This window comes from Desulfotomaculum sp. OF05-3 (assembly GCF_003435535.1).
GTDB lineage: Bacteria > Bacillota > Clostridia > Lachnospirales > Lachnospiraceae > Pilosibacter > Pilosibacter fragilis.
Genome location: NZ_QWGO01000001.1, coordinates 71,326 through 85,610 on the forward strand (window position 1 = coordinate 71,326; position 14,285 = coordinate 85,610).

The following is a 14,285-nucleotide window of genomic DNA, read 5'->3' on the forward strand; positions in this document are numbered from 1 at the left end:
GTACTTCCAAGCATAGTCTTTCCTGAAATGGATCTTTTTATGACCCGATATTCCCATATCAGTTGCCGGTCACAAGCTTTCCGCTGCCGGTCGCGCCCTCCGGATAAGAGCCGCTCGTTCCTGTCGATGACGTCACGAGCTTTCCAGATCCGGATGCGCCTTCTGGATAAGAACTCTGTGATCCGGAATTTGTGCTTCCAGGGCCAGTGGTGCCGAAACTGCTCCCGCTATTGGATATTCCGGTCGATCCGCCAGGGCCTACCGTAGATCCGGTCGTCGTAAAGCCCGAGGACGAAGAACCTGTGGAACTTCCCGTCGACGGGGAAACTACGGTGGTGCTGCCGTTTCCGTTTCCTTTCGCAATGGAAACCTGGTATGTGCGGACATCACCGTTCTCCGCCTTCACCTGAATCTTCACGATCGTCGTTCCGCTTCCGAGACTGATCGATCCTGCTCCACTGACTGCTGCCTTGGAGTCGATAGCCGTAGCACGGATATTTACAGAGGAAACTGAAGAGTCTACAACGAGATCATACTTCTCCGTATCTTTATTGAAGGTTGGTGTCAGGGAATATCCGTCGATGGTGATCCCTGACAGCTTGTTGTTCGGGCTTCCCGTCACGGTCGGCTTCGCGCAGGCAGTTTCCGGCATGTTGTTGAATACCGGGATCTTGAACACGAGCGCCTGTTTCTTCATCTCATCCGTATAGGCCCTCGCGAGCTTCGCGCCCTCCCCGGCCGCTCCTTCCACGTTTGTCATATACTGATGCTTGTAGGGGCTGCTGCCCTGCACATTAAATTTCTTTAAATAGAAGGTATCCTGTCCATTTTTCAGGAAATTCTCACTGTAGTAGGTCGCGCCGCCGATGATGGACTTTTCGATAGAATTCCACGGTCTTCCGTAGCTTCCCGACTGGGACGCGTACCAGAGACCTCTCGTGACGGCTGACATGGAGCCGGAAGCGAAAGCGCCGATATTAAAGAAATTATAGTAGCCTTCATAGCCGGAGGTCTTTCCTGAAATACTTCCGGATTTACCTATCCCCTGCTCCTGAAGGATCATAGCGCCAAGGACATACGGGTTGACGCCAGTCTGGGCCGCCGCCTTCATAATAATATCCACATAAGTCTGTCCCGTCGGTACCGGTGAAGTGTTTGACGCGCCGGTATTGTCATCGGTGATGGCAGACGCGTCCATTCCCGGACCATACTCTACCTCCGGGAGTGCCGTTGTATACATCTTTCTCTGGCTGATCGTGGAGCTCACCGTAGAACCCGGCCCCTCAAGGCTCACACCCTGATTTTCGCTGCCAGAGCTTATGTTGCCGCTTCCATAAGGACTTCCGCCGGACGTTCCAGAACTCATTCCCGGTCCGTAGTTTTCCCCCTGCTGCAGGGAGCCGGAAACTTCAGTATTCGTTTTACTGTTTATGACTGCCGCTGTACCGGACCCCGAAGTCTCCTGGATACTCTGGGCTGCCGTCGTCTCCTCCGGCGTCTTTTCCAGGAATGTTCCCGTGATCAGGCTCGTAAGTCCCGCTCTCGTCTGGGTATTGCTGTCGAAGGCGTGATGCAGAAACTGGAATACATAGGTATCGTTTAGGAAATTTCTCGGATCCATATAGTAGGCGACAATGTCCTTGGATGCCGCCACCCAGGAAGAACCGTCGAATCCGGTCCAGGTGCTTGTATTCCAGTCGTAAGCGCCGTAGTCTGTGGATTTCCAGGATGAAATGCTCGCCTTCGATACCAGATTCGTTCCGACTGCTCCTTCCGCCTCCATCACATCGCTCCAGTTAAGCCCCGTCTTCTGGGCCTGGAAGACCCAGGTCGGATGTTCCGTGTGAAGGGTCCGCAGAGATGTCTTGTAGCTTTCCGGGAATCCCTGGCTGTTTAAATAGCTCTCAAAGTTCGCGTCATAGCTGTAGGATACCGGGAATTTGATATAGTCTGAACGGACATAGCCTCCCTGTGTCCCTGAACTGGAGGAAAACTGGATCTTATACCAGATCTTCCCGTCGGATCCCGTTGTCTCGGAAACCACTGTCACAGCAGCTCCGTAGGCAAGTTTTTTTACGATAGATCCCGTCGTCCCCGGTGTACTCCGCACATTCAGAGTCGTGGCATTTACTGTCGCCGAGCCTGTCGCCGCGTATACGGAAGACAGCCCGGATATCATCGTTCCGGTGTGAGCCGCACAATCTCCCAAAAGGACCGCCCCCAGCATCAGCGCCAGAAATCTTTTTTGTCTCTTTGTCATGTTTTTCTTCTCTCCCACTGCCGGTTTCGTGAAATTTTGCATAAAATCGACATCATATCCATTATAATGATAAAGGCACTTTTCTGTCAACCGCGCAGGAGAAACTTCACACAAATTCCAAATATTGCCGCATTTTCTTAATAAAAACTTAAAAAAGAAACTATAACCTGCAGAAGCTTTCACCGCCAGTTTCTTTCGAATGCATGACAGCACAAAAGCCCGGCATCTCCTCATGGAAACGCCGGGCCTCATGTTTTTTCGTCAATTACACTTCAGATTTACTGCAAAATTATACCGGGTAAGCTTTATTTGCTTTGTCTGCAGTCTTCTGGTCAACCTTCGTCTGCTGGGCTTCACGGTACTCGAAGAAGTCTTTTGCTACAGCCGGGAACAGAGCATAGGATAATACATCCTCATCCTGCTGCTTCCACTGTGCGCATTCCTTCTCGAATTTCGGTAACTGCGGCTCGATCAGATCTGCTGGACGACAGGTGATCGGAGTTGCATCGCCGATGATCTTCTTCTGGACTTCTTTGTTGAACGGTTTTACCGTCTTACCAAATTCGCCCATCATGATCTTCTTGGACTCCTTCGGAACCATCTTATATCTCTCGCCGGCAAGAACGTTCAATACAGCCTGTGTACCAACGATCTGGGAGGACGGAGTTACAAGCGGCGGCTCACCGAAGTCTTTTCTTACTCTCGGGATCTCCTCAAGCACTGCGCGGTACTTGTCTTCCTGACCAGCTTCCTTTAACTGGGAAACAAGGTTGGAAAGCATTCCGCCCGGTACCTGATACTGGAGCGTCTTGATGTTTACACCGAGAACCTTCGGGTTCAGAAGGCCGCTCTTTAAAGCTTCCTCGCGGATCGGTGTGAAGTAATCGGTGATCTCTGCAAGCAGATTCTGGTCATAGCCAGTATCATACTTGGTGCCGCGGAATGTCTCAACCATAACTTCAGTTGCCGGCTGGGATGTACCGAGAGCCAGCGGAGACATTGCGCAGTCAATGATATCGCAGCCTGCTTCCACAGCCTTTAAATATGTCATGGAAGCAACACCGGAGGTATAGTGCGTGTGCAGGTCGATCGGCAGCTTTGTACCCTGTTTTAATGCCGTAACAAGCTCAGTAGCCGCATACGGAGTTAACAGACCTGCCATATCCTTGATGCAGAGGGAATCAGCGCCCATGCTCTCGATCTCGGAAGCGATATTCTTCCAGTAATCAAGTGTATACGCATCGCCTAATGTATAGCAAAGGGCGATCTGGGCATGTCCGCCTTCCTTTTTTGTTGCCTTAACGGCAGTCTCAAGGTTTCTGATATCATTCAGGCAGTCAAAAATACGGATAATATCAATACCATTTGCGATGGATTTCTGTACAAAGTACTCAACCACATCATCTGCATAATGATTGTATCCAAGGATATTCTGACCACGGAACAGCATCTGGAGCTTCGTGTTCTTGAATCCAGCTCTCAGTTTTCTGAGTCTCTCCCACGGATCTTCCTTCAGGAAACGCAGGCAGGCATCAAAAGTAGCGCCGCCCCAGCATTCTACTGCGTGGTAGCCAACTTTATCCATTTTGTCAACGATCGGAAGCATCTGATCAGTCGTCATTCTTGTTGCAAGGAGAGACTGATGCGCATCACGAAGAACGGTCTCAACGATCTTAACCGGCTTTTTCTGAACTTCTGCCATTTTATTATCCTCCTACCGGGAGATCTGCCCGGGCAGACCTCCCTATATTAAAAGTTTCGGTTCCAATTAAACTCCGAAGATAGCCATGAAGGTACCTGCAGCAACTGCTGTACCGATAACGCCGGCTACGTTCGGTCCCATTGCGTGCATAAGAAGGAAGTTTGTCGGATCTGCCTCAGAACCAACCTTCTGGGATACACGGGCTGCCATCGGAACTGCGGATACTCCGGCAGAACCGATTAACGGATTAACCTTACCACCAGTTACCTTGCACATGAGCTTACCAAAGATAACGCCGGCTGCTGTACCGAACGCGAACGCGATAAGTCCAAGGATAACGATCTTGATAGTTGTAACTTTTAAGAATCTCTCAGCACTTGTTGTAGCGCCAACGGAAAGACCGAGAACGATTACAACGATGTACATAAGAGCGTTGGAAGCTGTCTCCTGTAACTGTTTAACAACGCCGGACTCACGGAAGAGGTTACCAACCATAAGCATACCAACGAGCGGAGCTGTTGTCGGAAGGATCATACAAACTACGATCGTAACGATAACCGGGAAGAGGATCTTCTCAAGTTTGGATACCGGACGAAGCTGTTCCATCTTGATCTTTCTCTCTTCTTCCGTTGTTAAGAGTTTCATGATCGGCGGCTGAATGATCGGAACGAGAGCCATGTAGGAGTAAGCTGCTACGGCGATCGGTCCCATGAACTCAGTCTGTCCAAGCTTACCTGCAAGGAAGATGGATGTTGGGCCATCAGCACCACCGATGATGGAGATCGCTGCGGCTGCCTTGTCATTGAAGCCCATGAAAATAGCCATAAAGTAAGCGGCGTAGATACCGAACTGTGCGGCAGCGCCTAAAAGGAAGCTCTTTGGGTTAGCGATCAGCGGACCGAAGTCTGTCATCGCGCCTACACCCATGAAGATCAGGGACGGAAGAATACTCCACTCATCCAGTAAATAGAAGTAGTGAAGAAGTCCTCCAACTCCGTTAGAAGAATCTTCAATGCTCAGCATAATATCCGGGTAGATATTTACAAGCAGCATACCAAAGGAAATCGGTACAAGAAGAAGCGGCTCAAATCCTTTTCCGATCGCAAGGTAAAGGAAGATACACGCAACTAAGATCATGATCAGGTTTCCTACGCTTAAATTCAGGAATGCTGTCTGCTGAAGAAGATTCAAAAGTGTATTTTGAATGTATTCCATGTTAATCCCTCCATGTGGAATCTGCAGTCAGCAGAAAATTAGTTTAATGTAGCGAGTGTAGCACCCGGCTCTACGGAATCACCAACAGCAACGTTGATTGTTGCAACAGTGCCGTCCTGCGGAGCAACGATCTCGTTCTCCATCTTCATAGCTTCAAGGATCAGGAGAACCTGACCTCTCTTAACAGCCTGACCTGCAGATGCCTTAACGCCAAGGATCTTACCCGGCATCGGAGCTGTAACTGCTACTGCGCCTGCTGCGCCAGCCGGAGCTGCCGGAGCTGCTGCCGGTGCCGGAGCTGCCTTCGGTGCTGTTGCCGGTGCTGCCTTCGGTGCCGGTGCTGCTGCCTTCGGTGCGGAAGCTGCGCCTGTGAAGCCCTCTTCTACTGTTACTTCATATACATTACCGTTTACTGTGATTGTATAATTTTTCATTGTGATTTCCTCCTGATAATATTAATTCCAGTTTCTGTTAGAAACACGTTTGATGGAGCGGACTACAAGTCCGTTGTCAACAGTCTCTTTTCCCTCGTAAGCTGCAATCGCTGCTGTAATCACGGAAACGAGCTCTGTGTCGTCGGTGAGGTTCTCCTCCTCAGCCGGTGCTGCTGCCGGTGCCGGAGCCGGAGCTGCCGGTGCTGCCTGCGGTGCTGCCGCCGGTGCCGGTGCTGCTGCAGCCTTCTTTGCCTTCATCTTTGCCTCAAATACGTTGATGTATTTGAACATGCTGATCAGCCAGCTGATGAAGATCAGGACTGCGAATACAACGCCCATACCCATTAAGGTATTCATTCCGGCTTTCGCCATCTTCTCGCCTGTTGTGTAAACCGGAGAGAAGGAAATTGTCTCAACCTTGTTGAGGTCCTCGTCTGCGATCAGAGTGAATTCCATCGCTCTCTTCTCGTAAACAGTGTTCATTCTTGCGACATAGCCGTCATCACTTTTTGTAACGACTGCTGTCTCGCTGGAAACGAACGCGCCAAGGTCATCCTTAATGGAATCCCAGGATTTTAACGCATTCTCCATAACAGTATCTTTGTTCTTTACGCTTGTTGCAAGGGCCTGTTCGATGGAAGCGTCATCCATCTGGTTGAACAGATCCAGGTACTGCTGGGAGCCGGACTGCATCGCCATTTCGATCTGCGGATCGATCGTTTCAGCGGTGTCAGCGGCTGCAGAGCATCCTGCAAGCGCGAAGAGGCAAACTGCCATGCAGAGTGCAAGCCAGATTCTTCTAATTCTCTGTTTCATATTTCAGCCACCTCATATTAGATCGTTCCGTGCTTTTTGGACGGACGATCCTCTCTTTTTGTGAACAGCATCTCAAATGCAGCAGCTACACGCTGTCTTGTCTCGGAAGCCTCGATGATATCGTCTACATATCCTCTCTTTGCTGCCGCAAGTGCGCTTGCCTGCATCTCATTATACTGTGCTGCTTTTTCATTGATCAGGGCTGCCGCATTGTCAGCCTTTGTGATCTCGTCAGCATACATGATCTTCACAGCCGGTACTGCTTCCATGACACCGATCTTCGCGTTCTTCCATGCGTATACAATGTCAGAACCGATGGACTTGCTGTTCATGGTAAGACCTGCTGTTCCGTTTGCCTTGCCGACAACGACAGTTACCTTCGGAACGTCAGCGTTTGCGAATGCGTAGGTCAGGCGTGCTGCCGCCTTCGCGATCTTCTTCTCGTTGCATTTGCAGTTCTTGTAACCATCTACATTGACGAGTGTAAGTACCGGGATCTCGAAAGCGTTGCAGAAGTTTACAAATGCTGCTGCTTTCTCACATCCTGCTGCGGTAAGGGCTGCGTCATAAGTAGCAGTCTTCTCGCCGTCTGTATAAACTTCGCTGCGATTTGCAACACAGCCAACGGTAGCTCCGTTTAAGCGGATAAATGCCGTTACCATCTCCGGTGCGTAGTCCTTCTTCATTTCCATGTAGAAGCTGTCATCAGAGATCATGGACAGTGCGATGGATGTATCGCCTGCGCAGTTCTCGATATCTGTGCAGATTCTGTTTAAGTCATCCTCACATTCGCTGTAAGACATGTCATCCTCGTTGTTAGCCGGAAGGATGGAAACAAGGTTTCTGATCTCTGTGAAAATTTCTTTCTCGGAGCCAGTCGCGCATACGTTTCCTGTCTCTTTTGCCTGATACTCAGCGCTGGAATTATCAGCATCGTTCTCAGCGATTACAAACGGAGCATTCACAAACATTTTTGCGTCCTGTTCCATAAATGTGAAATCAGCCATTTCAGATGCCACAGCCATTCCGCCGCCGCAGTTTCCAAACACAGCCTGGATCTGCGGGATCACACCGGATGCCATTGCCTGGCAGACATAAAGTTTGCCGAAGCCGTCCAGGGCATCCATGCTTTCCTGGAGTCTGAATCCTGCACAGTCTACCAGGGCAACAATGGGTGCGCCCATTTTCATAGCCATACTATAGAGCTTCTCGATCTTCTCTGCGTGCATTTCGCCGATGGATCCGCCCATTACGGACGCGTCCTGGCTGTACACATAGACGAGAGCGCCATTGATCGTACCATAACCGGTAACAACACCATCTGCAGGGGTTTCCTGAGACTGCATGTTGTAATCAGTGCTTCTGGCAGTAATATAAGCACCAACCTCAACAAAGCTGTTGTCATCAAGCAATTCATGAATTCTGTTGATTGCCGACGTTTTTGTCATTTTGCTGTCCTCCATTATTCCTTAAATTGACGAAAATCAAATTTCTGCCTAGTGTAATAATAAACGGATTTGATGCAAAATTCAAGGAGTTTTTCCCCGCCTTAGCAACATTTTTATCCCTTTTCGTCAGAAAAATTTAAGAAACTTTTTTTCTAATGCCTGTCTCGTGATGCAGTTAATTTTTTAAACCTTCTGCTTCCAGATGACGTTTCATCTCAGTAAAGCCCCGCCCGCGGACTTCTCCGACCTGGTGAACCACCATGAATGCTTCCGGATCGATGTCCATCACGATGCGGTTTAATTTCTGAAGTTCCCTGCCGGAAACTACGGTGACGACGGCCATGGACGTCTTTCTTAAGTGCCCGCCCTCGATCTGGAATAATGTGGTTCCACGGTCAAGCTGTTCCTGCACTGCGATATTGATCTCCTCGTATTTCTCGCTGATGATCTTCGCCTGTACCTGCTTTTTGCCCATCATGAGCATCTTGTCCAAGATCACGGTGTAGACCATGACCATGATAATCCCGTAGAGGATCTTTTCCCGGTCGCGGAACAAAAGCTGGGATAAGAGGATCGCCACATCGAAAACATACATGGACACGGATACCGGGAACTTAAAGCGTTTCTGCAGGACAAGCGGAGGGATGTCCATGCCGCCAGTGGAGGCGCCGGAGCGGATCACGAACCCCAGAGCGAATCCGATCATGATCCCAGCAAAGATGGCACAGAGCATGGGATCCGTTGTAAATACGAAGTCTCCCGTCAGGGCGGTCAGGCGGTCAAGGATGAACGGGTAATAAAATGTCGCAAGCAGGGTCGTCGCCGCAAATTTTTTCCCCAGCTCCAGCCAGCCGAGGCCGAACATGGCGATATTGAAGACCGCCACGAAGCCGGAAAGAGGGATCCCGAAGAAATGCTGTGCCATAAGGCCAAGTCCTGTGGTTCCCGCGGCGATCATGTCCAACGGCAGAATGAAGAGGACGACTCCCGCAGCGTAGACCGTGAGACCGAACAGGATAACCGCAGTCTGGATAACGACAGATGCCGCCTTGTTCTGTTTTGTTTCTGATGTTTCCATTTATTTTTGTTTCCTTTCTCTTTATATTCTGTTTATTGTTGTTTGTATTGTTTATATATTTTATATTATTTAATTTTTCCCTTTGCAATTTTCCACGTTTTCTATTCTTTTCACTACCTTTTTATCACAGAAAAGCGTGCAAAAAAAGGACGCCCGGAGGCGTCCTCATGAATTTTTCTTATTTGCCGAAAACTGCTTCATAGTCTTTGCGGAATTTCTCAATTCCCTGGTCAGTTAACGGGTGATGTGTCATCTGCTCGATTACTTTATACGGAACCGTCGCGATATCAGCGCCTGCAAGTGCACACTCTGTTACATGCATGGTGTGTCGTACGCTTGCCGCGATGATCTCTGTCTCGATATCATGGAGAGCGAAGATCTCTGCAACAGTGTCGATGAGATCGATACCTGGCTGGGAGATATCATCGAGACGTCCTACGAACGGGGATACATAAGCTGCGCCTGCTCTGGCTGCAAGAAGTGCCTGGTTTGCGGAGAAGATCAGGGTCACATTCACCTTGATGCCTTCGGAAGAAAGCACTTTTGTCGCCTTTAAGCCTTCCACCGTCATCGGGATCTTTACGACCATATTCGGATGGATCTTCGCGATCTCACGTCCCTCTGCGATCATTCCCTCCGCGTCAGTGGTTGTCGCCTTTACCTCACCGCTGATCGGTCCGTCTACGATAGAAGCGATCTCTTTTAAAGTCTCAACATAATCTTTTCCTTCTTTTGCGATCAGTGACGGATTTGTCGTAACTCCACAGATCACTCCCATGTCATTTGCTTTGCGGATCTCATCCACATTGGCTGTATCAATGAAAAACTTCATTGGTTCCCCCTCCTGTTTTTTCTAATAATCGTAACTGCCCGGTATTTTCGCAGCTACAGACCGTCATATAAGTCCATTTTAACATGAGGACATGTTTTGTCAATGCATTTCGACGTTTTTCTCGGATTCCGCCATTCCCGAATGCGTGTTCGTGAACAGATGCAGATCACAGCAGGTGAGCGCGTTTGGTGTGGAAATCCACCAGGAGACATTCTTTTTATCCGGCATACGGGATAAATTCAAAACAATCCTCTTCATACGTCCCGTCGATCTCGAATCCCCAGCCTTTATCCGACTTTCCCACCGCCAGACGGCATCTGCGTCCATCGGAGAGCTCCATGTCCACAAAACTTTCCAGATCCGTTGCCCGGACATAATACCTTGTTCCGGCAGGAAGCTTTTCCTCTTTCCCGCTGCCGTCCGCGTCGAAGACTGTCACCGGAAGCTCCCTCGTGGATACCAGCGCCGCCTCATCCTCCTTTGAATCGCAGACATTGACTTTTGTATACACATCATTCTCTGCCACCGGCATCCCGCTCTCGCCCACATGGAATTTCCGGTAAGCGTCATATGTTCCCAGGGCATCCACTCTGCGGGTAAGGTAAAATCCATCCGGATCATTTAACAGGGCGCCATGGGGACTGTCATTCGATGTACCAAGATGGCGGATCTCTTCTCCCTTCAGGTCGAAGACTTCCAGGGTCCTCCAGTCATTCTCACTCTGGATCTCCGTGTAGAGATATGGGTGGCCGTCATCCGTCATGGCGATCCATCCGTCCTGGGGCTGTCCATAGAGTTCCATCGTGAATTCTTCCTTCTTTCCGCCCTGTTCCCGCTCGATCGTGATATTTCTCGTGCCATACCCGTCTGCAGCATCATCAAAATGATAGCTCACAGAAGTATCCGTCCCCCCATTCCCATATGTCACAGTCTCCCAGGGACTGGTCTTTTTCGCCCAGCCTTCTGAGGCTTTCCCTATATAGTCTGTCTGGAACATCGTTTCATTTCCGGCAAACGGAACCTCCACTTCAACAGCTCCTGCCGCATATGAGGCGATAACATACTGATCAAAATGAATGCACACACCTGTTTTTGTGATGCACCATCCCAGCGGCCCATATCCATCCGTCCCCGCAAACAGACTGTCCACGGTCGTTTCATAATCTTCGAATAATTCCTTCTCCTCCTTCTGGTCAGAAAGCTCCTCCTCCACATATTTCCGGAATCCCGGAAGATCTTTTACTACATCGCAAAGTTCCATCTCTTTTCCTGTCTGCGTATCGAAATTGTGGTATTCCGTCACAGAGCTTGGATGTGCGCCTCCCAGATCATAATATTTCAGCCAGTACATACTGACGACCGTATGGTCGAAGCGGACCGGATTAAATTCATAATTGCAGACATATGACTGCTTCCTGTCCGGGTAATTGTTCCGCATATCCTCAGCTTCTTTTTTATAGGAGGCATACTCCTCTTTATTCTGGCTGACCAGCTTTTTATTCAGGGAAATGAGTGACTGCTTCAGCGCGTCATATCCGTCCCCCTGGACATAGACCTTATCGCAGCGCGATGTGATGATCGGAGTCTGATCTGTGTCATCCCATTCCCCGTCATATTCCCCGCTTACCGCGATAGGGATCAGGGCAAAGCGATCCGTCCGGGCATCCGCGCCCGTATTCCCATTTTGATCAGTGCCCGATATGCTCTCCACCGCACTCTCCGGCTCACGTTCCGCTGTGGATCCAGTCTCACCGCTCTCCTGTGTCGTCTCCGCCGCTGTATCCACCGTCACTATATCTTTTTTCTGACAGCCGGTCATGAGACTCATTGCGATCAGGAGATATAGACCATATTTTCTCATACTGTTTCCTCCCTTTATCAATTTTTATAACCATTCGATTTTATTTGCCGATGACATGCAGCATTCACATTCTGTTTCCCTTTGCAGCCGAAATTTTCCTGTATCAGGATTATTCCTTTTTATAGCCTTATCTTATCGCACATGCTCCGGGGAATCCATTTCTTTTCCCTTACGAATTCTTAAAACAAAGCGGAAGAAAACAGAACGTACAGCGGATCTCCCCCTCTTGCAAAAAATTTCGGCATATTTGGGCATAAAAATACCGGAAACAGGCAGTTCCCCATTTCCGGCATTTTCATCATATTCTCATATATCTATTTTATCTGTGCGCCGCGTCTCTACAGCATCCAATCCTTCAAAACATCGTGATCACGCAGAAGTTTTCCAACGATCGTCTTATCGATCTTTCTGAGCAGCGGCTTTTTCAACATTTCAAACGGCATCGGAAGCTTCATCTCAAGCGGGGACTTTCCGTCCATGAGCTTCACCGTGCTGTCTAAGAGCTCTCTCACATCATAGACACTGCCCCATACCTCCGGCACACCGCGGTCCACTCCACAGAGTCCGTATACTGCCTCCATGGCGGTACGGACAGAATACTCTGTGGTAAAGATCGTATCTCTCGGAGTCTCCGCAAACTGTCCAAGGAAAGCGGCATTTACAGAACCGTCCGGAATTACATCCGGGCGGTCTCCGGCAGACCTCGGCATAAAGAATGCGGTGATATACGGCATCATGGTCGGTGTGCAGTTGCACTCTTCTCCTGATAGTCTCTCGATATCCTCCACCGGGATTCCGAGATGATACAGCCACTCGGCGGTGATCTCCTTACCGGTACACTCCTTCATGGGTTTCTTCACATAGTCGCCCGGGACATCGGTGAACAGGCTGTATACCCATACACACACCTCGTCCTTCTTCTGATTCTTGAACTGTCCCTGGCGGTTGATGGTCCAGCTCAAAAGCCACTTGGAATCGCGGCAGCTCACGATACCGCCGGTAACAACTTTGCCTGTCCTCGGGTCGCGCTTGCAGATTTTCTTGATCTGGTCGATGATCTCTTCATTTGCGGTGGTGACCGTCGCAGACTCCCAGTTCGTCTTCTCGATATCGGAGCAGAATTTTTCCGGATGACCGAAGGACGGATCCTGTGCTGCAATTTTCTTCCAGAGGCTCCAGCAGCCGCTGCTTCTCACTTCCGCGTCACCCACCGGCGCATGGTTCTGGTCACCGTAGATCGTCCCTTCTGTACAGCTTCCGTTTGTGATAAACACAAGGTCCCTTTCCGTCAGCGGGATCTCCGTGTCCCCGTTCTTCGTGCGGCACTCGATAGCGCGGGCCGTCTTCTTTCCGTCCGTGATCTCAAAGCGGACGTTTGTGACCTCTGTGCCGAACCGAAACTCCACGCCTGCCGCCTCCAGGTATTTCTGCATCGGCAGAATCAGGGATTCGTACTGGTTGTAGCGGGTGAATTTCAGAGCGGAGAAGTCCGGAAGGCCGCCGATATGGTGGATAAATCTCTGGAAGTACCGCTTCATCTCCAGGGCGCTGTGCCAGTTTTCAAAGGCGAACATGGTTCTCCAGTAAAGCCAGAATTGGGAGCCGAATACCTCATCATCGAACACATCCTCGATGGTCTTGTCATAGAGATCCTCATCCTTCGTGAAGAAGAGCTTCATGATCTCCATACTGCCCTTCTGGCTCAGACCAAACTTTCCGTCCGTATGGGCATCCTCGCCGCGGCGCTCTGTGGCACGACAGAGAGAATAGTTCGGGTCATGCTTGTTTAACCAGTAATACTCATCGAGAACGGACGCGCCTGGAACCTCCAGGGACGGGATGCTGTGGAACAGATCCCAGAGGCACTCGAAATGATCCTCCATTTCGCGGCCGCCGCGCATCACATATCCTCTTGTCGGATCATCGATTCCGTCGCAGGCACCTCCGGCGATATCCATGGCCTCTAAGATGTGGATGTTCTTTCCCGGCATCTGGGCATCGCGGACGAGAAAGCATGCCGCCGCCAGGGATGCGAGACCGCTTCCCACAAGGTACGCGGACTTCTCCTCGATTCCCGCCGGCTTCTCCGGGCGGGCGAACGCTTCGTAGTTTCCGTTTGTGTAGTAGATTCCCTTGCTGTTCTTATCATGTTTTCCGAGTTCTGTGTTGCGGTAATCGGATCTGCTTCCATGGGAAGTCTTTTTCATCTTATCCATTTCCATGTTTCCGCGCTTCTTCGCCGCGAGTACCGCTGTGATTCCAGCTCCGGCCGCCAGAACTGCTCCGGCTTTCCATCCTTTTTTGCTCATCGTTTCTGGTTTCCTTTCCTGTTTATTTCATTTCTACATTCCGTATCATGTAGTTTTCATAACTATATTGCTGCTTTTGATAGTAATCCTTTCCACGGGCTTTGTCAAGCTTTCCATTCAAATATTTTGAACGCAAAAGTTTTTTCTGCGCTTCCCGCCTTTTATCTTCTCCTTTTTTCTGATTTTCATTCAAAAAGTACCCCGCCCGCTGTCTCTATAGGGGCAGCGAACAGGGTACTAAAAAGGGGAGGATAAGTATTAATCTTTTTCTTTTGTACTGGTCATAGGATTGCCCGTTTTTCCGTTTTTATACATTCATCATTGATTTTC

At 49.8% G+C, this 14,285-nt stretch carries 11 protein-coding genes; all 11 read right to left on the minus strand.

All coding sequences use genetic code 11. The features are described from left to right. Positions 1-58: 58 nt before the first annotated feature. The 11 genes from DXA87_RS00310 to DXA87_RS17845 all read right to left on the minus strand — a co-directional run bounded on the left by DXA87_RS00310 (position 59) and on the right by DXA87_RS17845 (position 14,148). A complete protein-coding gene (locus DXA87_RS00310; protein WP_117503069.1) occupies positions 59-2,260 on the minus strand; it encodes an SH3 domain-containing protein in 2,202 nt (733 codons plus the stop codon). Positions 2,261-2,549: 289 nt separating this feature from the next. Then, positions 2,550-3,962: an oxaloacetate decarboxylase subunit alpha gene (locus DXA87_RS00315; protein WP_117502951.1), complete on the minus strand. Its 1,413-nt coding sequence runs from the start codon at positions 3,960-3,962 to the stop codon at positions 2,550-2,552. Between the two features lie 66 nt (positions 3,963-4,028). Continuing rightward, positions 4,029-5,177: a sodium ion-translocating decarboxylase subunit beta gene (locus DXA87_RS00320; protein WP_015554843.1), complete on the minus strand. Its 1,149-nt coding sequence runs from the start codon at positions 5,175-5,177 to the stop codon at positions 4,029-4,031. A gap of 38 nt (positions 5,178-5,215) precedes the next feature. Next, the gene (locus tag DXA87_RS00325; protein WP_117502952.1) at positions 5,216-5,611 is read right to left on the minus strand and encodes a biotin/lipoyl-containing protein; all 396 of its coding nucleotides are present in this window, start codon (positions 5,609-5,611) and stop codon (positions 5,216-5,218) included. Between the two features lie 21 nt (positions 5,612-5,632). After that, positions 5,633-6,427: an OadG family transporter subunit gene (locus DXA87_RS00330; protein ID WP_117502953.1), complete on the minus strand. Its 795-nt coding sequence runs from the start codon at positions 6,425-6,427 to the stop codon at positions 5,633-5,635. 17 nt (positions 6,428-6,444) lie between these two features. After that, positions 6,445-7,875 carry a carboxyl transferase domain-containing protein gene (locus DXA87_RS00335; RefSeq protein ID WP_242997991.1) on the minus strand — a complete coding sequence of 477 codons (1,431 nt, stop codon included), beginning with the start codon at positions 7,873-7,875 and terminating at the stop codon, positions 6,445-6,447. 175 nt (positions 7,876-8,050) lie between these two features. Further along, entirely contained in the window at positions 8,051-8,953 is a 903-nt protein-coding gene (locus tag DXA87_RS00340) for a YitT family protein (RefSeq protein ID WP_117502955.1), read from the minus strand. A gap of 178 nt (positions 8,954-9,131) precedes the next feature. Next, complete coding sequence (fsa, locus tag DXA87_RS00345) at positions 9,132-9,785, minus strand: fructose-6-phosphate aldolase (protein WP_117469846.1); 654 nt, start codon at positions 9,783-9,785, stop codon at positions 9,132-9,134. Positions 9,786-10,002: 217 nt separating this feature from the next. Continuing rightward, positions 10,003-11,646, minus strand: coding sequence for a DUF3298 and DUF4163 domain-containing protein (locus DXA87_RS00350; RefSeq protein WP_117502956.1), 1,644 nt, complete (start codon positions 11,644-11,646; stop codon positions 10,003-10,005). Positions 11,647-11,984: 338 nt separating this feature from the next. Further along, positions 11,985-13,955 (minus strand): oleate hydratase, encoded by a 1,971-nt coding sequence (locus tag DXA87_RS00355; RefSeq protein ID WP_117502957.1) that lies wholly within the window; start codon positions 13,953-13,955, stop codon positions 11,985-11,987. A gap of 22 nt (positions 13,956-13,977) precedes the next feature. Beyond that, positions 13,978-14,148, minus strand: a complete 171-nt coding sequence (locus DXA87_RS17845; protein WP_158552983.1) for a hypothetical protein — start codon at positions 14,146-14,148, stop codon at positions 13,978-13,980. Between the last annotated feature and the right edge of the window lie 137 nt (positions 14,149-14,285).

Coding starts and splice junctions, on each gene's coding strand:
- DXA87_RS00310 (WP_117503069.1), bottom strand. CDS start 2,260: ATGACAAAGAGACAAAAAAGATTTCTGGCGCTGATGCTGGGGGCGGTC.
- DXA87_RS00315 (WP_117502951.1), bottom strand. CDS start 3,962: ATGGCAGAAGTTCAGAAAAAGCCGGTTAAGATCGTTGAGACCGTTCTT.
- DXA87_RS00320 (WP_015554843.1), bottom strand. CDS start 5,177: ATGGAATACATTCAAAATACACTTTTGAATCTTCTTCAGCAGACAGCA.
- DXA87_RS00325 (WP_117502952.1), bottom strand. CDS start 5,611: ATGAAAAATTATACAATCACAGTAAACGGTAATGTATATGAAGTAACA.
- DXA87_RS00330 (WP_117502953.1), bottom strand. CDS start 6,427: ATGAAACAGAGAATTAGAAGAATCTGGCTTGCACTCTGCATGGCAGTT.
- DXA87_RS00335 (WP_242997991.1), bottom strand. CDS start 7,875: ATGACAAAAACGTCGGCAATCAACAGAATTCATGAATTGCTTGATGAC.
- DXA87_RS00340 (WP_117502955.1), bottom strand. CDS start 8,953: ATGGAAACATCAGAAACAAAACAGAACAAGGCGGCATCTGTCGTTATC.
- fsa (WP_117469846.1), bottom strand. CDS start 9,785: ATGAAGTTTTTCATTGATACAGCCAATGTGGATGAGATCCGCAAAGCA.
- DXA87_RS00350 (WP_117502956.1), bottom strand. CDS start 11,646: ATGAGAAAATATGGTCTATATCTCCTGATCGCAATGAGTCTCATGACC.
- DXA87_RS00355 (WP_117502957.1), bottom strand. CDS start 13,955: ATGAGCAAAAAAGGATGGAAAGCCGGAGCAGTTCTGGCGGCCGGAGCT.